The following is a 19,085-nucleotide window of genomic DNA, read 5'->3' as shown; positions in this document are numbered from 1 at the left end:
CTCACCCCTCGGGGTGAGACGCCACCACCGGGTGACGGGTGAGGTGCTGGAACGGCCCCTCCGTCAGTTCACCTGGCGCTCGGAGTCCTTCCAGAACGACTCGCGCAGCTTGAACTTCTGCACCTTGCCGGTGGCGGTCCGGGCCAGCTCGTCGCGGAACTCGATGCGCTTGGGGATCTTGTAGCCGGCGATCTTGCCGCGGCAGTGGGCGATGATCTCCTCCTCGGTGACCTGCTCGCCCTCGCCCACGACGACGATCGCGGTGACCATCTCGCCCCACTTGTCGTCCGGGACGCCGATCACCGCGACCTCCGCGACCGCCGGGTGGCTGAAGACGGCGTCCTCCACCTCGATCGACGAGACGTTCTCGCCACCGGTGATGATCACGTCCTTCTTGCGGTCGGAGATCGTGACGTAGCCGCCCTCGTCGATCGATCCGCCGTCCCCGGTGTGGAACCAGCCGCCCTCGAGCGCTTCCGCCGAGGCGTCCGGGTTCTCCCAGTAGCCCTGCAGGACGACGTTGCCCTGCGCCAGGACCTCCCCGGACTCGCTGGTCTGCAGCCGGATGCCCAGCGCGGGCACGCCCGCCCGCGACAGCTTCTTGGCCCGGTCCTCGGGCTCCAGCTCGTCGTACTCCGCGCGCGGGCGGTTGATCGTCAGCAGCGGCGCGGTCTCGGTGAGGCCGTAGATCTGGTTGAACTCCCAGCCGAGCTCGCGCTCGACCCGGGCGATCGTCTTCGAGGGCGGGGGCGCGCCGGCCACCACGATCCGCACGCGGTCACGGCCCGGGATCTCGCCGTCCCAGTCGGCGGCGGCCTCCAGGACGGCGTTCCAGACCGCGGGCGCGCCGGCCATCATCGTCACGCCGTGCTGGTCGACGCGGCGGAGGATCTCGGCGCCGTCGACCTTGCGCAGCACGACCTGCCGGGCCCCGAGGCCGGCCATCGTGTAGGGCAGCCCCCAGCCGTTGCAGTGGAACATCGGCAACGTGTGCAGGTAGACGTCGCGGTCGCTGACCTGCATGTGCATGCCGAACGTGACCGCGTTGACCCACAGGTTCCGGTGCGTCATCTGCACGCCCTTGGGCCGGGCCGTCGTCCCGCTCGTGTAGTTGATGGTCGCGGTCGCGTCCTCGTCGGGCGCCGACCACGGCCGGGGCTCGGTGTCGAACCGCAGGAGCTGCTCGTACTCCTCCCCCGTGCCGAACCGGTGCTCGGCCTCCACACCCTTGAGCGAGGACTCCAGCTCCGGGTCGACCAGCAGCACGCGGGCGCCGGAGTGCCCGACGATGTAGTTGACCTCCTCGGGCGAGAGCCGGAAGTTGATCGGCACCGCGACCCGGCCGGACGACGGGACCGACAGCAGCAGCTCCAGCAGGCGGCCGGCGTTGTGGCTGACGATTGCGACCCGCTCGCCCTCCCCGACGCCGAGCTCGTCGAGCCCCGCCTGCAGCGCCCGGCCACGCCGCGCGACCTCGCGGTAGGTCACGTCCCCGAGCGAGGGCGCCGGCTGGGTCGGCTCGTCCACGATCCCGACGCGGTCGCCGTAGACGAGCTCGGCCCGGTCGAGGAAGTCACGAGTGGTCAAGGGCACGCGCATGGCCGGCTCCCGGGTGCTCAGGCTGTGGTGCCCGCCACGCTAACGGGCATCAGCCGGGGGCCACCAGCCGTGGCAGGGCGACGCCGATCGGCTCCCGGACGACGAGGTCCGCCGTCCAGTCGTAGGGCGTCTCCTGGGCGTTGACCACGACCAGCCGGGCGCCCGACCCGACCGCGACGTCGGCGAGGCCCGCCGCCGGCCACACCTGCAGCGAGGTGCCGACGGCGACCAGGACGTCGCAGTCGCCCGCGGCCGCGGTGCACGCCTCCACCACGCGCTCGTCCAGCAGCTGGCCGAAGTAGACCGTCGCCGTCTTGAGGATCCCCCCGCAGCGCCGGCAGGGCGGGTCGGGTTCGCCGCCGGCGACGCGGTCGAGCGCCTCCCGGATCGCCGACCGCTCCCCGCAGGCGGTGCACACGACCTCGTGCACCGTGCCGTGGATCTCGTGCACCAGGTCGGGGCTGGAGCCCGCCGCCTGGTGGAGGCCGTCGATGTTCTGGGTGATCAGCGCACGCAGCCGCCCCTGCCGCTCGAGGTCGACCAGCGCGCGGTGCCCCGCGTTGGGCTGCGGTTCGGCGTCCTGCATCGCCTGCCGCAGCAACCAGGAGCGGCGGCGGATCTCCGGGTCGGACATGTAGTACGAGAGCGTCACGAGCTTCTCGGCGTGCGGGTCCTTCGTCCAGACGCCGTCCGGCCCCCGGTAGTCGGGGATGCCGCTCTCGGTGGAGATGCCGGCGCCGGCGAGGACGACGATCCGCCGGGCCCCGGTCAGCCAGCCGGGCAGCGGCTCGGGTACGGCTCCGGTCACGCCTCCACGGTAGGAGCAGCGACGCGTCCGCGGAGCCGGCGCAGCAGCGTCCGCGCCCGGGCGGCGACCGCCACCACCGCGACGGCGTACAGCGCCCCCAGCAGGGTGTCGACGACGTAGTGCTCCCCCGCCCACACGAGGACCAGCGCCATCGCGGGCCCGTAGGCGAGCAGCAGGACCCGCTGCCAGGTGCGGCGCGCGACCGGCAGGAGGGCCAGGCAGGTGAGGACGGCGAAGGCGGTGTGCAGCGAGGGCACCGCGGCCACCTGGTTGACCTGCCCCTGGCTGTCGGCGAGGAGCGCGCCGGCGCGCGGGAGCCCCAGGACCTCCCAGCCGGTGCCGCTCAGCCGGCGCACCGGCTCGATGACGCCGTCCTTCGCGGCGAGCCACGGCGGGGCAGCCGGGTAGAGCACGTACGTGGCCAGGCCCGCGGCCGAGAGAGCGACGACCAGCCGGGCGTAGTGCACCCAGCGCTGCCGGTCGCGCACCCAGAGGATGCCGAGGACCAGCGGGGTGACGACGAAGTGGCTGGCGTAGACGAGCGTCGCCACGGCGTGCCACCAGTCGGCGTCCCAGTGCTCCTGCAGCACGACGGTCGGGAGGGCGCCGAACCCGAGCAACCGGTCGGCGGCGGCCGGCTCGGTCACGTGCACCGGGGCACCGAACTGGTCGGCGAAGCCGCGGCTCGCGTCGTACGCCAGGAGCAGGGCGACCAGGGGCAGCCAGTCGGCCAGCAGCCGGCCCAGGCGGCGCACGCCGTCGGCGACGGCGTAGACCGCCAGCCCACCGACCACCCAGCCCAGCAGGACGACGCGGTCGGTGGGGAGCCCGTGCACGACGCACGTCCCCGCGAAGGCGAGGACCAGCCCGAGGAACAGCAGCCGTCGCAGGAGCAGGCGGCGGGCGCGGGCCGGGGATCTCGTGGGCGCCCCGGCGCGGACCTGCGCAGGCAGCTCGTGCACGGGGGTCCGCGGGCTCGGGATCGCCCCGGCGAGCGGAGTCGTCTCGACCGCGGTCATGGCGGGGGACGCTAGGCGCCGCACCGCCCGGCCACCAGGAAATCTGCGCGAGTTCACCCCGCGGCGGCACCTGGCGGGGTCACTGTGGCCGCTGGGACACCGGGGTTCCGGCCCGTGACCGACGTCACCGGGTGAAGGAAGGGTTGCCTGACCCGGTGCTCCTGGCGCTGAACTGGGATGATCGGGGGTGGAACCGAGCGCGACGAACCAGCGAGGGGTAGGCGCAGAAGAAGTGGCAGCCAGCAAGGACAGCTTCGGAGCCCGGTCGACGCTCAGCGTCGACGGAACCGACTACGACATCTACCGGCTCGACGCGGTGGAGGGCTCCGAGAAGCTGCCCTTCAGCCTGAAGATCCTCCTCGAGAACCTGCTGCGCACCGAGGACGGCGCGGACATCACCGCCGACCACATCCGCGCGCTGGCGAACTGGGACCCGAACGCGGAGCCCGACCAGGAGATCCAGTTCACCCCGGCCCGCGTGGTCATGCAGGACTTCACCGGCGTCCCCTGCATCGTCGACCTCGCCACCATGCGCGAGGCCATGGCCGACCTCGGCGGCGACCCGCAGAAGATCAACCCGCTCGCCCCTGCCGAGCTGGTCATCGACCACTCGGTGATCGCCGACATCTTCGGCACCGAGGACTCGTTCCAGCGCAACGTCGAGATCGAGTACGAGCGCAACGGCGAGCGCTACCAGTTCCTCCGCTGGGGCCAGGGCGCGTTCAGCGACTTCAAGGTCGTCCCCCCGGGCACGGGCATCGTCCACCAGGTCAACATCGAGCACCTGGCCCGCGTGGTCTTCCCGCGCCAGGAGGGTGACCGCGTCATCGCCTACCCCGACACCTGCGTGGGCACCGACAGCCACACCACGATGGTCAACGGCCTGGGCGTGCTGGGCTGGGGCGTCGGCGGCATCGAGGCCGAGGCCGCGATGCTCGGCCAGCCGGTCTCGATGCTGATCCCCCGCGTCGTGGGCTTCAAGCTGTTCGGCCAGCTCCCGGACGGCGCCACCGCCACCGACCTGGTCCTCACGATCACCGAGATGCTGCGCCAGCACGGCGTGGTCGGGAAGTTCGTCGAGTTCTACGGCGAGGGCGTCTCCGCGGTGCCGCTGGCCAACCGCGCCACGATCGGCAACATGAGCCCCGAGTTCGGCTCCACCGCGGCGATGTTCCCCATCGACGAGGAGACCATCACCTACCTGAAGCTCACCGGCCGCTCGGCCGAGCAGGTGGCGCTGGTCGAGACCTACGCCAAGGAGCAGGGCCTCTGGCACGACGCGTCCCGCGAGCCGGCGTTCTCCGAGTACCTCGAGCTCGACCTCGGCACCGTCGTCCCCTCGATCGCCGGCCCGAAGCGCCCGCAGGACCGCGTCGCGATCACCGACGCCAAGGCGGCCTTCCGCGAGGCGCTCGGCGACTACGTGCAGGCCGACGAGACCGGCGGCGAGGACCGCAAGCCCGGCGTCCCCGCGCAGGAGAAGCCGTTCGGCGTGGCTTCGCAGATCGACGACGCGGTCGCCAACACGTTCCCGGCGTCCGACCCGGTCGCCGAGACCCACGGCAACGGCGAGGCCGGCAAGCCGCACCACTACGAGGACCAGGTCGCCTCCCGCCGTCCCTCCAAGCCCACCCGCGTGGTCATGGAGGACGGCACCGAGACCGAGGTCGACCACGGCCACGTGGTGATCGCGGCGATCACGTCCTGCACCAACACCTCGAACCCGCAGGTGATGATCGGCGCCGCGCTGCTGGCCAAGAACGCCGTCGAGCGCGGGCTGGCCTCCAAGCCGTGGGTGAAGACGACGCTGGCCCCCGGGTCCAAGGTCGTCATGGACTACTACGAGAAGGCCGAGCTCACCCCGTACCTGGAGAAGCTGGGCTTCTACCTGGTCGGCTACGGCTGCACGACCTGCATCGGCAACTCGGGCCCGCTGCCCGAGCCGGTGTCGAACGCGGTCAACGAGGCCGACCTCGCCGTCGTCTCCGTGCTCTCGGGCAACCGCAACTTCGAGGGCCGGATCAACCCCGACGTCAAGATGAACTACCTGGCCTCGCCCCCGCTGGTCATCGCCTACGCGCTGGCCGGGTCGATGGACGTCGACCTGAACAACGACCCGCTGGGTCAGGACACCGACGGCAACGACGTCTTCCTCCGCGACATCTGGCCGTCGCCGCAGGAGGTCCAGCGGGTCATCGACCACGCGGTCTCCGCGGAGCAGTTCGGCCGCAGCTACGAGGACGTGTTCGCCGGCACCGAGCAGTGGCAGAACCTGCCCACGCCGACCGGGGACACCTTCGAGTGGGCCGAGGACAGCACCTACGTGCGGCGTCCTCCGTACTTCGAGGGCATGCCCGCCGAGCCGGCCCCCGTCGAGGACATCACCGGCGCCCGCACCCTCGCGGTGCTCGGCGACTCGGTGACCACCGACCACATCTCGCCGGCCGGCTCCATCAAGGCCGACAGCCCGGCCGGGAAGTACCTGCGCGAGCACGGCGTCGACCGCCGCGACTTCAACTCCTACGGCTCGCGCCGCGGGAACCACGAGGTCATGATCCGCGGCACCTTCGCCAACATCCGGCTGCGCAACCAGCTGGTGCCCGGCACCGAGGGTGGCGTCACCAAGAACCACCTGACCGGCGAGACGACGTCGATCTACGAGGCGTCCCAGGCCTACCAGGAGGCCGGCATCCCGCTGGTCGTGCTGGCCGGCAAGGAGTACGGCTCGGGCTCCTCGCGCGACTGGGCGGCCAAGGGCACCGCGCTGCTGGGCGTGAAGGCGGTCATCGCCGAGAGCTACGAGCGGATCCACCGCTCCAACCTCATCGGCATGGGCGTCCTCCCGCTGCAGTTCCCGGAGGGCCAGAACCGCGACTCGCTGGGCCTGACCGGCGACGAGGAGTTCACGATCACCGGCATCACCGCGCTGAACGACGGCTCGGTGCCCCGCACCGTCAAGGTGAAGGCCGGCGACGTGGAGTTCGACGCCCGGGTCCGGATCGACACCCCCGGTGAGGCGAACTACTACCGCAACGGCGGGATCATGCAGTACGTCCTGCGCTCGCTGCGGGGCTCGGCCGCCTGATGCTGGCCGCCTGATGGACCTCGGCCTGGGTGGTCGCGGGTACCTGCTCACCGGCGCGAGCCGGGGACTGGGTCTCGCGACCGCCCGCGCCCTGGTGGACGACGGCGCGCGGGTGCTGATCAGCGCCCGCTCCGCCGACTCCGTGGATGCCGCCGTCTCCTCCCTGGGGACGGCGGCGTCCGGCGTCCCGGCCGATCTCGCCACCCCCGAGGCCGCCTCTGACCTGGTCACCGCCGCGCTGGACCGGCTCGCCACGATCGACGGCGCGCTGATCTCGGTCGGCGGGCCGAAGCCGGGCTCCGTGCTCGACACCCCCGAGGAGGACTGGCGGGCCGGCGTGGACAGCGTGCTGCTCGGCCCGCTGCGGTTGGTGAAGGCGCTGGTCCCTCACCTCGCCGAGGGCGCCTGCATCGGCTTCGTGCTGTCCACGTCCGTGCGCCAGCCGCTGGACGGGCTGGCGATCTCCAACGGCCTCCGGCCCGGCCTCGCCATGACCGCGAAGGGCCTGGCCGACGAGCTGGGCCCGCGCGGCATCCGCGTCGTCGGCATCCTGCCCGGCACCATCGCCACCGAGCGGATCGACGAGATCGCGGCGGCCTCCGGGGATGCGGACGCCTACCACGCGAGGACCGAGGCGGGGATCCCGCTCGGCCGGATCGGCGAACCCGCGGAGTTCGGCCGCGTCGCGGCGTTCCTGCTCTCCCCCGCCGCGTCCTACGTGACCGGCACGATGGTCGCCGTCGACGGCGGCCGCCTGCGCAGCCCGTGAACGAGCCGGTCCTCGTCGCCTGCGCGCACGGCACCCGCAACCCCACAGGGCGGCGGCTGATCGCCGAACTGGCACTGGCTGCCCGGGCCCGGCGTCCCGGGCTGGTGACGACGGCGGCGTTCGTCGACGTGCAGCCCCCGACCGTGGTGGACGTCGTCGCCGGGCTGTCGGCCGAGGGGCGCCCCGCGGTGGTCGTGCCGCTGCTGCTCTCGGGCGGGTACCACGTGCACGTCGACATCGCGGGCGCCGTCGCCGACGCCCAGTCCGCGGTCGCTGCCCGCCCGCTCGGCCCCGACCCGCGGCTGGTGGAGGTGCTGCGCGACCGGCTGGTGCAGGCCGGCGCCGATCCGCGCGACCCGCTCACCGCGGTGGTGCTGGCGGCGGCCGGCTCCAGCGACCCGCGATCGGTCGCCGACGTCGAGGACACCGCCGACCTCCTCCAGCGGTCGTGGGCCGGCCCGGTGACCACCGGCTACGGCTCGGCGGCCCGGCCACCGGTGCCCGACGCGGTCTCCGCCGCACGGCGGGGCGGCGCCGAACGGGTCGTCGTCGCGTCGTACCTGCTGGCGCCGGGGCACTTCCACGACAAGCTGGCCGGGGCGGGCGCCGACCTCGTCACCGCTCCCCTGCTGCCCGACGAGCGGATCGCCGCCGTCCTGCTCGACCGCTACGACGCCGCGCTCGAGTGACTCAGGCCTGCCAGCCCAGCGCCTGCTCCCCCACCACCAGCACCAGGACGAAGACGACAGCGGCGACGGCCGGCACCACCGGCGTCCACCACGACCTGCGCATCGCGAGCCGGATCAGCACCGCGGCCAGGACGAGCCAGAACAGCCACAGGACGACGAGCACCGGCCCCGGGACCACCAGCCCGCCGGCCAGGTAGAAGTACCCCACGACCAGGTGGGCGACCCCGGCCAGCACCGCGAGGACGATCGGCCCCGTGGGGCGGGCGGTGTCGGTCTGCACGGCGGGAGCATGGCAGGACCGCGACCGGCTCAGGCCCCCGTCGCCGCCGGGCGCGCCGGGTCCGCCGACCACTGCGACCACGAGCCCGGCCACAGGGCGGCGTCGATGCCGGCTGCTGCCAGCGCCGCGACCTCGTGGGCGGCGGTGACCCCGGACCCGCAGTAGACACCGACGGTCGTCCCCGGCGTGGCGCCCAGGGCGGCGAACCGCTCGCGCAGCTCGGCCGGCGAGCGGAACGTGCCGTCCTCCGCGAGATTCCCCGTGGTGGGGGCGCTCAGCGCACCGGGCACGTGGCCGGCGCGGGGGTCGATCGGCTCCACCTCCCCGCGGTAGCGCTCCCCCGCCCGGGCGTCGAGCAGCACGCCGGACGACGGGAGCGCGGCCGCCTCGTCGATCGACAGCACCGGCATGCCTCCGCCGGTCAGCGTGACGTCGCCCGGCTCCGGCTCGACGCCCCCGCTCTCCAGCGCGCCGCCGGAGCGGACCCAGGCGTCGAGCCCGCCGTCCAGGAGGACGACGTCCTCCAGCCCGCCCCAGCGGAGCAGCCACCACGCACGGGCCGCGGCGAGGCCACCGGTCGCGTCGTAGGCGACGACGCGGTCCCCGGTGTGGATCCCCCACCGCCGGGCGGCTGCTTGCAGTCGCTGCACCGAGGGCAGTGGGTGCCGGCCGGCCCGCGGTGACGGCGGATCGGCGAGCTCGGTCTCGAGGTCGACGAAGACGGCACCGGGCAGGTGGCCGTCCCGGTGGTGCTCGCGCCCGTGCGGGTCGCCGAGGGCCCAGCGCACGTCGAGCAGCACGGCACGACCGCTCCGCCGCAGCTCGGCGGCAGAGATCAGGACGCCGCTCACGACCGGCTCACTGCGGGGCGAGGAGGCCACGCAGTTCCTGGGTGAGTGCCTCGCGCTCCTCGGGGAAGCCGTGGAACTGCGCGGGCGTGGACTGGAACAGCGAGATGCGCCAGCGACCGCCGCCCTCGTCGACCGCCACCAGCGTGTGCACGGTGTGCAGCGCCGGGTCGAGGTCGGCCTCCCCTGGCGGGATCATCCCGGCGTGGGCGAGCAGGACCGCCACACCCGGCGCGATGGGCCGCACCGATCGGACGACGCCGACGTAGGCGGCGGTCTGGTGGCTCCCGAAGATCGCCCGCAGGTCGGCGGCGATGGACAGGCGGCCACGGTGGTGGGTGCCGTCGAAGCCGATGATGTCCCCGTCGTCGGCGAATCCGGCCGCCACGGACGCCCCGCTGCGGCGGTTCCACCCGTCGAGGAACGCGTGGTAGAGCGCGCGGATCTGGGCGTCCTGCGGGTGTGCTGCGGTCACGTCGTCTCCTCGTGCGGTTCGGGACAGGAGTGACGGTAGTGGTCGCCGTCGGCGCGTCGTCCGACGCTCGCCGTCGGGAGCCAGGGGTGACGCACGCCTCGTCTCACCCCTCGGGGTGAGACGGCGCCGCGGCCTGCGCGGATCCGCTCAAGGGACACCCCGGCGGGTGACGAGGCCATAGCTGTCATCCCCCTCCCCGGAAGCGATGGAACATGCTCCCCCTCGGCGCGACCCGATCCGCGTACACCGTCCTGGTGGCCTGCGTGACCGCGGCTACGGTCCTCCTCACCGCGGCTCCCGCTCACGCCGGCGGGCCGCCCGTTCCGCCGGTGGCCCCGCAGACCGCTCCGGACCCGTACGCCGAGTACCACGAGCAGAACTCCTGCAGCCCGGTCGCCCAGCCCGGCACCGCCGCACTCCGGTCGCTCATCCTGAGCACGTACGGCGTCGGCCGCGACGGCGGCATCACGCGCGCCTGCTCGATCGGTGGGACCAGCGAGCACAAGGAGGGGCGCGCCTGGGACTGGATGCTCAACGTCAACGACCCCGTCGAGCGCCAGCACGCCGAGGCCGTCCTGCAGTGGCTCGTCGGCCCCGACGCGGGCGGCAACATGGGCGGGAACGCACGCCGTCTGGGTGTCATGTACCTGATCTGGAACCGCTCGATCTGGTCGGCGAACAACGCCGCGGCCGGCTGGCGGCCCTACAGCGGGCCGAACGCGCACACCGACCACATCCACTTCAGCCTGAGCTGGGACGGCGCGATGGGGCGCACCTCGTGGTGGACCGGCACCGCCATCACCCAGCAGGACCGGGGACCGTGCCGCGTCTACGCCGACGAGCTCGCCCCGGCCTACACCGGCCCCCGGTACACCGCGTGCCCGCCGCTGGCCTCCAGGCCGGAGAACGCCGCCTCGTCGGCGTCCCGCGACCTCGACGGCGACGCGATCCCCGACGGCCTCGGCCGCCAGCGGGCTACCGGTCAGCTGTTCCTGTACCCCGGTGACGGCAGCGGCGGGTCGCTGGGGAGCCGTGTCGTCGGCGTCGGCTGGCAGTCGATGACCGCGATGGTCATCACCCCCGACGTGACCGCGGACGGCCGGGCGGACATGTGGGCACGCGACGCCTCGGGAGTGCTGTGGCTGTACCCGGGCGACGGCGCCGGCAGCTTCGGCGCCCCGCGGCAGGTGGGCATCGGCTGGCAGGGCATGGATGCCCTGATGGCACCCGGTGACGTCACAGCCGACGGGCTGCCGGACCTGTGGGCCCGGAACAGGGCCGACGGCACCCTGGTGCTCTACCCCGGAGGCCCTGGCGGCACCTGGCAGGCACCGCGGGCGGTGGGCTTCGGGTGGCAGGGCTTCGACCAGCTGGTCTCCCCCGGCGACGTGACCGGCGACGGCCACGCGGACCTCTGGGCCCGGAACCGGACCGACGGCACCCTGCTGCTCTACCCCGGTGCGCCGGACAGCAGCTGGGCCGCCCCGCGCTTCCTCGGCTCCGGCTGGAGCGGCCACGACCTGCTGACCGCGACGGCCGACGTCACCGGTGACGGCGTCCCCGACCTGTTCGCCCGGAACCGCAGCTCCTGGGAGCGGTGGTTGTACCCGACAGGGGCCACTCGCGGACCGGTCTCCCCGCACCGGGTCGTGGGCTGGGGCTGGGACGCGCACGACGTCCTCCTCTGACCGGCTCGCGTCGGAGCCGACCCCGGCCCGCCGTCAGGCGACGGCCGGCTGGGTGTCGGCGCCCGCCGCGAACTGCGTCCGGTACAGGTCGGCGTACCTCCCCCGCAGGGCCAGCAGCTCGTCGTGCGTGCCGGACTCCGCGACGCGACCGTTCTCGATGACGAGGATCTGGTCGGCGCTCCGGATGGTGGACAGCCGGTGCGCGATGACCAGCGACGTGCGACCGCTGAGCGCGGCGTCCAGCGCGTGCTGGACGGCGACCTCGGACTCGCTGTCCAGGTGGGCGGTCGCCTCGTCGAGGATTACGATCCCGGGCGCCTTGAGCAGGACGCGGGCGATGGCCAGCCGCTGCTTCTCGCCGCCCGACATGCGGTAGCCGCGGTCGCCGACGACGGTGTCCAGGCCCTCCGGCAGCGACCGCACGAGTGCCGCGATCCGCGCACCCTCCAGCGCCGTCCACAGCTCCGTCTCGCCCGCATCGGGACGGGCGTAGAGCAGGTTGGCCCGGATCGAGTCGTGGAACAGGTGGGCGTCCTGGCTGACCACGCCGATCGAGTCGCGCAGCGAGTCGAGCGTCGCCGTCCGGACGTCGATGCCCCCCACCCGCACCGACCCGCCGGTGACGTCGTAGATGCGCGGCACGAGGTTGGCGATGGTCGACTTCCCGGCGCCGGAGTGCCCGACTAGGGCCACCAGCTGGCCGGGTTCCACCCGGAACGAGACGTCGTGCAGGACGTCGACCGGCCCCCCGTGCTCGGGCAGGGACACCTCTTCCAGTGACGGCAGCGAGACGTCCTGCGCCGACGGGTAGCTGAAGGACACCGAGTCGAACTCGATCGACCGGTCGTCGGCGGGCACCGGGACGGCGTCGGGCGCCTCGCGGATCATCGGCTGCAGGTCGAGGACCTCGAAGACCCGGTCGAAGCTGACCATCGCGCTCATGACGTCGACGCGGACGTTGGCCAGCGCGGTGAGCGGGCCGTAGAGCCGCGACAGCAGCAGCGCCAGGGCCACCACGTCACCGGCGCTGAGCGAGCCGGTGAACGCCAGCCAGCCGCCGAGCCCGTAGACGAGCGCGGTGGCCAGTGCGGCGACGAGGGTCAGGGCGGTGAAGAAGGTGCGGCCGTACATCGCCGAGAGGACGCCGATGTCGCGGACGCGGGCAGCGCGGCCGCGGAACGCCTCGGCCTCCGACGACTGGCGACCGAACAGCTTGACCAGCAGCGCGCCCGCGACGTTGAACCGCTCGGTCATGGTCGCGTTCATCGACGCGTTGAGCCCGTAGGACTCCCGCGTGATCTCCTGCAGGCGCTTGCCGATGCGGCGCGCGGGGAGCACGAACAGCGGGACCATCACCAGCGACAGCAGGGTGATCTGCCACGACAGCGTCAGCATCACGCCGGCGGTGAGGACCAGGCCGATCACGTTCGAGACCACGCCGGAGAGGGTGGAGGTGAACGCCCGCTGCGCCCCGATCACGTCGTTGTTCAGCCGGCTGACCAGCGCGCCGGTCTGGGTGCGGGTGAAGAAGGCGAGCGGCATCCGCTGGACGTGCTCGAAGACCCTGCTGCGCAGGTCGTAGATGACGCCCTCGCCGATGCGGGCGGAGAACCACCGCGTCGCCACGGAGATCGCGGCGTCCACCACCGCCAGGCCGGCGATGAACAGGGCGATGCGGACGATGTCTCCGGCCGTCCCGTCCAGCCGGGAGATGCGGTTGACGATGTCGCCGGCGAGCAGCGGGGTGACGACGCCGATCACCGACGACCCGGTCACGAGCAGGAGGAAGTACGTCAGCTCCCGCCGGTAGGGCCGGGCGACGCCGAGGACCCGCCGCACGGTGCCCTTCGGCAGCTCGCGGGACGCCGCGCCCGGGTCGTTGCGCAAGGAACGCATGGCGGCCATCGCCGGGGTGCTCACGCGACAACCTCCTCGTGCGGGGACGTCCCGCCACCCACCGGCAACGCCGGACGGGGGTGGGCTCTTCCGCCGGAGTGTGTCAGCCCCTGCCGACGAGTTCGTGCAGTCGCCGCACCTGGGCTGCGCGCTCGGCGGCGTCCTGCTGCTCGGGGTCGTTGCGGACGGCCGAGCGCACGAGGGCGGCCGTCGCCCGGCTGGCGGCGACCGGCGCGGCGGTGATCGCGGCGACCAGGTCGGCGACCGTCGCGTCGAGGTCCGCCGCCGGGACGACGGCGTTGGCCAGCCCGATGGCCTGCGCCTCGGCGGCCTTGACGGCGCGGCCGGTCAGGCAGATCTCCATGGCGCGCGAGTAGCCGACCAGCTCCATGAGCGTGCTCGTGCCGGTCAGGTCGGGCACCAGGCCGAGCGTGGCCTCGGGCAGGCGCAGCTGGGCGTCGTCGGCGAAGACGCGCAGGTCGCAGGCGAGTGCCAGCTGCGCGCCGGCGCCGATCGCGTGCCCCTGCACCGCGGCGACGGACACGACGGACGGCGACCGGAGCCACCGGAACCCGCGCTGGTAGGTGCGGATCCGCTCCTGCGCGTCCTCGGCGGACATGTGCCCGAGCTCGCCGAGCCCGCCGTCGGTCGAGCGCTCGGCGCTGAACAGGCTGCGGTCGAGGCCCGCGGAGAAGGAGCGCCCCTCACCGCGCACCACCACCACGCGGACGTCGTCGTCGAGCGAGTCGCCGACGGCGGCCAGAGCGTTCCAGGTGGCCGGGGTCTGGGCGTTGAGCTGGTCGGCGCGGTCGAGGGTGACGGTGAGGACGGCGCCGTCCCGGCTCGTGCGGATCCAGCCGTTGTTCTCGAGGTCTTCTGCGGTCACGCCTTCTTACTATTCCGGTTGGCTCCACCGCGGCTGCGCAGTGTCGCCCCGGACTCCGAGAGGAGACGGTGGACGAAGCCGTAGGACCGGTTCGTGGACGTCGCCAGGGAGCGGATGCTCTCCCCACCGTCGTAGCGCTTGCGGAGATCATCGGCCAGCGTCGACCGGTCCCCTCCGGTGATCCGCTTGCCCTTGCCGAGATCCGCAGTGCTCGAGTCGGCCATGACTCCCCTCCGTGTCAGCCGCCGGCCCATGTCAGCACCGGGCTCGACCGGCCGTACCGGTCACCGGTGTTGGCAGTCCGTCCACCGGGTGCCGCCGTCCCGCTGACCGCGGCATCCCGAGACCCCATGATCACCCACGCGCCGGAGCGCGGCCACGCGAACGGGAACGAGCGCAACCGCCTGCAGGGACCCGGCGTCGCGGTTGCCCAGGGTGCCGCTCGTGGAGCAGTGGTACCGCACTCGGGACTGGGATGCTGCCGCGCGGGCCGACTTCGAGCAGCGCCTCGGTCGATCACGGGGTTCGCGATCGCAGTACCTGAAGATCAAGGCAGCGGCGCTCGAGGACGCCGGCCTCCTCGATGAGGCAGTGGGGCTGTACGAGCGCTTCCTGCGCGAGCACCCGGGCGACTTCTTCGTGCGCTACGTGCACGAATGCCTGGGCGGCGTGGCCCGGAAGCGCGGCCGGCTCGACGAGGCGGAGCGTCGGTACCGCCTCGTCCTGACCTTCCGACCCCTCAACGGCACGATGGGCATGACCGAGGTGTCGCTCGCCGAGGTGCTGCTGGACCGGGGTCGGGCGGACGATGCGGCGGCGACGCTGGCCGGGGCCGACCAGAGTTCGGTCAGCGCCTTCTACGCGAACCGCTTCCGCTATCTCACGGCCTCGGCCCGGATCGCCTCGGCCCGGGGTGAGAACCGCACCGCTGCGGATCTCGCCAGACAGGCCCTCGCCCTGATGGACGCTCCCGATCAGTACTCGCGGCATCCCGGCGTGGGAGCGGTGCAGAGCGATGACGCGACCACCTCCTTGCTCGCGGTGATCGCCTCCGCAGACAGCCCACCCGCCGGCTGACCAGCGGCGCCGGCTCCTCCCCGCCGATGGGCGGCAGCCAGGCCGAGCCATGTGATGTCCTGGTCGTCAGCGGCTGATGACCACGAGTTCGCATGGCTCGCGAGGAGAACCCGGCCTCAGGCCAGCTCGACGAGGTCGGCGAGGTCCTCGCTCCAGGCGTCCTCGGTGCCGTCGGGCAGCAGGATGACCTTGTCCGGGTCGAGGGCGCGGACGGCGCCCTCGTCGTGGGTGACCAGCACGATCGCGCCGGTGTAGGTGCGCAGCGCCTCCAGCACCTGCTCGCGGCTGGCCGGGTCGAGGTTGTTGGTCGGCTCGTCGAGCAGCAGCACGTTCGCCCCGGAGACCACGAGCGTCGCCATCGCGAGGCGGGTCCGTTCACCACCGGAGAGCGTGCCGGTGCGCTGGTCGACGGTCTCGCCGGAGAAGAGGAACGCACCGAGGATCTTGCGCAGCTCGGTGGCGGTGGTGTCGGGCGCCGCGGAGGCCATGTTCTCCAGCAGCGTCCGGTCCATGTCCAGGGTCTCGTGCTCCTGGGCGTAGTAGCCCACGCGCAGGCCGTGCCCGGCCTTGACCTCGCCGGTGTCGGGTGTCTCCGTGCCCGCCAGCATGCGCAGCAGCGTCGTCTTCCCGGCGCCGTTCAGCCCCAGGACGACGACCCGCGCACCCCGGTCCACCGCCAGGTCGACGTCGGTGAAGATCTCCAGCGAGCCGTAGCTCTTCGACAGGCCCTCGGCCGTGAGCGGCGTCCTGCCGCACGCGGCGGGCGTCGGGAAGCGCAGCTTGGCGACCTTGTCGTGCACGCGCACATCGGCGAGTCCGGCGGCCAGCCGCTCGGCGCGCTTGTCCATGCTCTTCGCGGCCTTGGCCTTGGTGGCCTTGGCCCGCATCTTGTCGGCCTGCGCGTTGAGCGTGTCGATCTTCCGCTCGGTGTTCGCCCGCTCCTGCTTGCGCCGGCGCTCGTCGGTCTCGCGCTGCTGCAGGTAGCGCTTCCAGCCGAGGTTGTAGATGTCGACGGTGGCGCGGTTGGCATCGAGGTGCCACACCTTGTTGACCACGGCCTCGAGCAGCTCGACGTCGTGGCTGATGACGATCAGGCCGCTCTTGTGCCCGGCCAGGAAGCCCTTCAGCCAGGTGATCGAGTCGCCGTCCAGGTGGTTGGTGGGCTCGTCGAGGAGCAGCGTCTCGGCGTCGGAGAAGAGGATGCGGGCCAGCTCCACGCGGCGGCGCTGACCACCGGACAGCGTGCGCAGCGGCTGGGCCAGGACCCGGTCGGGCAGGCCGAGGTTGGTGCAGATGCGGGCGGCGTCGCTCTCGGCGGCGTACCCGCCCATGGCGGCGAACTGGTCCTCGAGCCGGCCGTAGCGGCGCACGGCCCTGTCGCGCTCGTCGTCGTCCGCCGGCTCGGCCATAGCGATCTGGGCCTTCACCAGCTGGGTGCGGAGCACGTCGAGCCCGCGGCCGGACAGCACCCGGTCGCTGGCGGTGATGTCGAGGTCGCCGCTGCGCGGGTCCTGCGGCAGGTAGCCGATCTCCCCCACGACGTCGACCTTTCCGGCGTGCGGGATGCGCTCGCCGGCCAGCGTGGTCAGGGTGGTCGTCTTGCCCGCGCCGTTGCGGCCGACGAGGCCGATCCGGTCGCCGGGCTGCACGCGGAGGTCTGCGCCGCTGATGAGGATGCGGCTACCGGCACGCAGCTCCAGGCCGGTCGTCGTGATCACTGAACCCAGGGTAGGCGCTCACCGGGTGATGTTCCGAACGCTTTCGTGGTGACATCGGCGGCATCACCCGCGCGGGCGTGTTGCCGCGATCATCGGCACCGCGCGGTCTCGTGGCACGCCAGGATGCCCCCATGAACCCGCACGGGGCCCCGTGGGTGCCGACCTGCCCGGTCTGCGGGCGGCCGGTGGGTGGCATCGGCCCCGGTCCGTGCCCCTCCTGCGGTCTGCCGGCCGCGCTGCAGTCCGCGCTGGTCGTGGCGCGGATCGGGACGACGATGGCCGAGCTGGCCCGCGAGCGGGACCAGCTGCTGGCCACGCTGCGCGCCACCGCGCCGGGTGCCGCGGCTCCCGTCCCGGCCGCTCCCCCGACCTGGGTGCCGCCGCAGCCCGCCGCGCCTCCGCCGTGGCGCCCGCCGGCGCCCGCACCACCGGCCACACCGCGGCGCCGGCTCAGCCCGCAGGAGGTCCTGCTCGGGCTGGGGGCGCTGCTGGTCGTCGCGGCCGCCATCACCTTCGTCGCCGTCGCGTGGACCCGGTTCGGGCTGGCGTTCCAGGCGGGCGTCATGCTCACGGCCACCGCGGCCGCCTGCGCCGCCTCGGCCGTGACCGCCCGGCGCGGCCTGCGCGCCACCGAGGAGGCGCTCGCCGCGGCGGGCGCGGCACTGCTGGCCATCGACCTCGGCGCGGCCCGGGCGCTCGGCCTCTTCCGGCTGGAGGAGGTCCCGCTGCGCGTCTGGTGGGCGGTCTCCTCCGCCGTCGTCGTGGTGGTCGCGCTCGCCCTGGGGCGGCTGACCCGCACGACGGCGACCTGGCCGCTGGCCGCGCTGCTCGCCGCCCAGCCGCTGCCCTTCCTGCTCCTCACCGGCGCGTTGCTCACCGGCCCCGCCGGGGTCGCCGTCGCGCTCGGGACGGCCGCCGTGGACCTGGTGGCGGCCGTCCGCCTGCGGCGTCCGCTGGCGCCTGTCGCCACGGTCCTCGCTGCGGTCCTCGCCGTGGTCGGCACGCTCGGCGGTCTGGCGACCGCGTGGGTCGGCGGCGTCGGCGACTCCTGGGCGGCGACCGGCGTCCTGGTGCTCGCCGGAGCCGCGGCGCTGGTGGCCGACCGCCGGCGCCCCGTCCCCCGCTTCGCCGAGCTCCGGCCCGGCGCGGTCGGCGCCGTGGTGGGCCTCGCGCTGGCCGGCTCGCTCAGGGCGGCCGGTGACCAGGGCTGGTGGGTGGCAGCCGGTGTCGGCCTGGGCGCCCTCGCGGCCGCCGTCCTCACCGCGCCCCGGACCGCTCCCACGGCCGCCCTCGTGGCCGCTGGCGGGCTCCTGGCCGGCGCGCACGCGCTGCTGCTCGCCGAGGACCGGCGCTACGCGGAGCTGGCCGTCCTCGCGCTGGTCGCGACGGCGCCCGCCGCCCTGGCCGCGGTCCGGCTCCCCCTGCTGCGCCCGCCCGCGACCGCCGCGTCGATCCTGGCCCCGGGATGCGCGGTGCTGCTCGCCCGTGCGGACGACGTCCTCACCGCTCCCGTCGCCGGACTGCTCCTCGCGCTGCTGGCCGCGGCCGCGTTCGCGCTCGCGACCCTCCGCACCGGGCACCCCGAGGAGTGGACGGCGGCCGGCGCGGGCGCGCTGGCGGGCCTGGCGGCGGGCGCGACGAGCGGCGCCGTCGGGGCATGGGGCCAGGTCGCGGTCCAGCTCGGCATCGCGGGCGTGGCGGCCGGCGCCTACGCGATCGTCGCCTCCCGCCGCTGGGTGGGGGTCGTGGCGGTGGCCGACCTCGTCGTCGCCGCGTGGATCGCGGTCGGCGGGGCGGGCGTCGAGACGGTGGAGGCCTACACGCTGCCCGCCGCGCTCGGGCTGCTGGTCGTGGCCCTGCCGCAGCTGCGGGCGGGGGCGCCGTCCTGGGCCTCCGAGGGGGCGGCGGCCGGGGTGGCGCTGGTCCCCTCGGCGCTGGTCGTCGTCGCCGAGCCGTCGGCGCTCCGGCTGGTCCTCGTGATCGCGGCGGCGGCGCTGCTCACGGTCGCGGGCACCGTCCTGCACCGGCAGGCACCGTTCGTGGTCGGCGCCGGCGTGCTGCTGCTCGTCGCCGTCGGCCGGCTCGGGCCCTACGCGCCACTGCTGCCGCGCTGGGTCACGCTCGGCACCGCGGGGCTGCTGCTGCTCGTCGTCGGCGCCACCTACGAGCGCCGGCGCCAGCAGGCGCGGGAAGCGGTGGCCTGGGTCGCGCAGATGCGCTGAGCGGGTGCCACGCTGCGCCGCCCGCC

At 73.8% G+C, this 19,085-nt stretch carries 16 protein-coding genes; 6 read left to right on the top strand and 10 right to left on the bottom strand.

Annotated elements, in window-relative coordinates:
- Window positions 1-63 precede the first annotated feature (63 nt).
- From DCS98_RS06065 to DCS98_RS06055, 3 genes are read right to left on the bottom strand one after another with little or no spacing between them, the layout of a single operon-like run.
- Complete coding sequence (locus DCS98_RS06065) at window positions 64-1,599, bottom strand: AMP-binding protein (RefSeq protein ID WP_116450456.1); 1,536 nt, start codon at window positions 1,597-1,599, stop codon at window positions 64-66.
- A gap of 49 nt (window positions 1,600-1,648) precedes the next feature.
- Window positions 1,649-2,407 (bottom strand): SIR2 family NAD-dependent protein deacylase, encoded by a 759-nt coding sequence (locus DCS98_RS06060; RefSeq protein WP_116450455.1) that lies wholly within the window; start codon window positions 2,405-2,407, stop codon window positions 1,649-1,651.
- Window positions 2,404-3,426 carry a phosphatase PAP2 family protein gene (locus tag DCS98_RS06055; RefSeq protein ID WP_116450454.1) on the bottom strand — a complete coding sequence of 341 codons (1,023 nt, stop codon included), beginning with the start codon at window positions 3,424-3,426 and terminating at the stop codon, window positions 2,404-2,406. Before DCS98_RS06055 ends, DCS98_RS06060 begins: the two co-directional genes overlap by 4 nt.
- A 232-nt stretch (window positions 3,427-3,658) precedes the next feature.
- On the opposite strand from DCS98_RS06055, the gene DCS98_RS06050 reads away from it, so the two are divergent.
- The 3 genes from DCS98_RS06050 to DCS98_RS06040 are packed head-to-tail and all read left to right on the top strand — an operon-like array spanning window position 3,659 to window position 7,969.
- Window positions 3,659-6,511, top strand: coding sequence for an aconitate hydratase (locus tag DCS98_RS06050; protein ID WP_116450453.1), 2,853 nt, complete (start codon window positions 3,659-3,661; stop codon window positions 6,509-6,511).
- 13 nt (window positions 6,512-6,524) lie between these two features.
- Window positions 6,525-7,280 (top strand): SDR family oxidoreductase, encoded by a 756-nt coding sequence (locus DCS98_RS06045; RefSeq protein WP_116450452.1) that lies wholly within the window; start codon window positions 6,525-6,527, stop codon window positions 7,278-7,280.
- Window positions 7,277-7,969, top strand: a complete 693-nt coding sequence (locus DCS98_RS06040) for a sirohydrochlorin chelatase (protein ID WP_116450451.1) — start codon at window positions 7,277-7,279, stop codon at window positions 7,967-7,969. The genes DCS98_RS06045 and DCS98_RS06040 overlap by 4 nt, the downstream gene beginning before the upstream one ends.
- Window position 7,970: 1 nt before the next feature.
- Here DCS98_RS06040 and DCS98_RS06035 read toward each other — a convergent pair whose 3' ends face one another.
- The 3 genes from DCS98_RS06035 to DCS98_RS06025 are packed head-to-tail and all read right to left on the bottom strand — an operon-like array spanning window position 7,971 to window position 9,572.
- Window positions 7,971-8,249 carry a hypothetical protein gene (locus DCS98_RS06035; RefSeq protein ID WP_164704419.1) on the bottom strand — a complete coding sequence of 93 codons (279 nt, stop codon included), beginning with the start codon at window positions 8,247-8,249 and terminating at the stop codon, window positions 7,971-7,973.
- A gap of 29 nt (window positions 8,250-8,278) precedes the next feature.
- A complete protein-coding gene (locus tag DCS98_RS06030; RefSeq protein WP_116450657.1) occupies window positions 8,279-9,100 on the bottom strand; it encodes a sulfurtransferase in 822 nt (273 codons plus the stop codon).
- Window positions 9,101-9,107: 7 nt separating this feature from the next.
- The gene (locus tag DCS98_RS06025; protein WP_116450449.1) at window positions 9,108-9,572 is read right to left on the bottom strand and encodes an SgcJ/EcaC family oxidoreductase; all 465 of its coding nucleotides are present in this window, start codon (window positions 9,570-9,572) and stop codon (window positions 9,108-9,110) included.
- A gap of 263 nt (window positions 9,573-9,835) precedes the next feature.
- Here DCS98_RS06025 and DCS98_RS06020 point away from each other — a divergent pair, with 263 nt between their 5' ends.
- Window positions 9,836-11,260 (top strand): FG-GAP repeat domain-containing protein, encoded by a 1,425-nt coding sequence (locus tag DCS98_RS06020; RefSeq protein ID WP_164704418.1) that lies wholly within the window; start codon window positions 9,836-9,838, stop codon window positions 11,258-11,260.
- A 33-nt stretch (window positions 11,261-11,293) separates the two neighbouring features.
- On the opposite strand, the gene DCS98_RS06015 is transcribed toward DCS98_RS06020, so the two are convergent.
- From DCS98_RS06015 to DCS98_RS06005, 3 genes are all read right to left on the bottom strand, one after another.
- Window positions 11,294-13,180 (bottom strand): ABC transporter ATP-binding protein, encoded by a 1,887-nt coding sequence (locus DCS98_RS06015; protein WP_241037235.1) that lies wholly within the window; start codon window positions 13,178-13,180, stop codon window positions 11,294-11,296.
- A 79-nt stretch (window positions 13,181-13,259) separates the two neighbouring features.
- A complete protein-coding gene (locus tag DCS98_RS06010) occupies window positions 13,260-14,042 on the bottom strand; it encodes an enoyl-CoA hydratase/isomerase family protein (RefSeq protein ID WP_241037233.1) in 783 nt (260 codons plus the stop codon).
- The gene (locus tag DCS98_RS06005) at window positions 14,039-14,266 is read right to left on the bottom strand and encodes a helix-turn-helix domain-containing protein (RefSeq protein WP_116450447.1); all 228 of its coding nucleotides are present in this window, start codon (window positions 14,264-14,266) and stop codon (window positions 14,039-14,041) included. The genes DCS98_RS06010 and DCS98_RS06005 overlap by 4 nt, the downstream gene beginning before the upstream one ends.
- A 220-nt stretch (window positions 14,267-14,486) precedes the next feature.
- On the opposite strand from DCS98_RS06005, the gene DCS98_RS06000 reads away from it, so the two are divergent.
- The gene (locus DCS98_RS06000; protein ID WP_164704417.1) at window positions 14,487-15,119 is read left to right on the top strand and encodes a tetratricopeptide repeat protein; all 633 of its coding nucleotides are present in this window, start codon (window positions 14,487-14,489) and stop codon (window positions 15,117-15,119) included.
- A 116-nt stretch (window positions 15,120-15,235) separates the two neighbouring features.
- Here the strand turns inward: DCS98_RS06000 and DCS98_RS05995 are convergent, their stop codons facing one another.
- Entirely contained in the window at window positions 15,236-16,837 is a 1,602-nt protein-coding gene (locus DCS98_RS05995) for an ABC-F family ATP-binding cassette domain-containing protein (protein WP_116450445.1), read from the bottom strand.
- A 131-nt stretch (window positions 16,838-16,968) separates the two neighbouring features.
- Between DCS98_RS05995 and DCS98_RS05990 the strand changes: the two genes are divergently transcribed.
- Complete coding sequence (locus tag DCS98_RS05990) at window positions 16,969-19,059, top strand: SCO7613 C-terminal domain-containing membrane protein (RefSeq protein WP_116450444.1); 2,091 nt, start codon at window positions 16,969-16,971, stop codon at window positions 19,057-19,059.
- The last annotated feature ends 26 nt before the right edge of the window (window positions 19,060-19,085 follow it).

The organism is Blastococcus litoris (assembly GCF_003075095.1).
GTDB lineage: Bacteria > Actinomycetota > Actinomycetes > Mycobacteriales > Geodermatophilaceae > Blastococcus_B > Blastococcus_B litoris.
The sequence above is the reverse complement of the archived record's forward strand: the minus strand, read 5'-3'. Positions and strand labels throughout refer to the sequence as shown.

Excerpts from the sequence above, each read along its gene's own strand:
- DCS98_RS06065 (WP_116450456.1), bottom strand. The coding sequence starts at position 1,599 with ATGCGCGTGCCCTTGACCACTCGTGACTTCCTCGACCGGGCCGAGCTC.
- DCS98_RS05990 (WP_116450444.1), top strand. The coding sequence starts at position 16,969 with ATGAACCCGCACGGGGCCCCGTGGGTGCCGACCTGCCCGGTCTGCGGG.
- DCS98_RS06005 (WP_116450447.1), bottom strand. The coding sequence starts at position 14,266 with ATGGCCGACTCGAGCACTGCGGATCTCGGCAAGGGCAAGCGGATCACC.
- DCS98_RS06045 (WP_116450452.1), top strand. The coding sequence starts at position 6,525 with ATGGACCTCGGCCTGGGTGGTCGCGGGTACCTGCTCACCGGCGCGAGC.
- DCS98_RS06055 (WP_116450454.1), bottom strand. The coding sequence starts at position 3,426 with ATGACCGCGGTCGAGACGACTCCGCTCGCCGGGGCGATCCCGAGCCCG.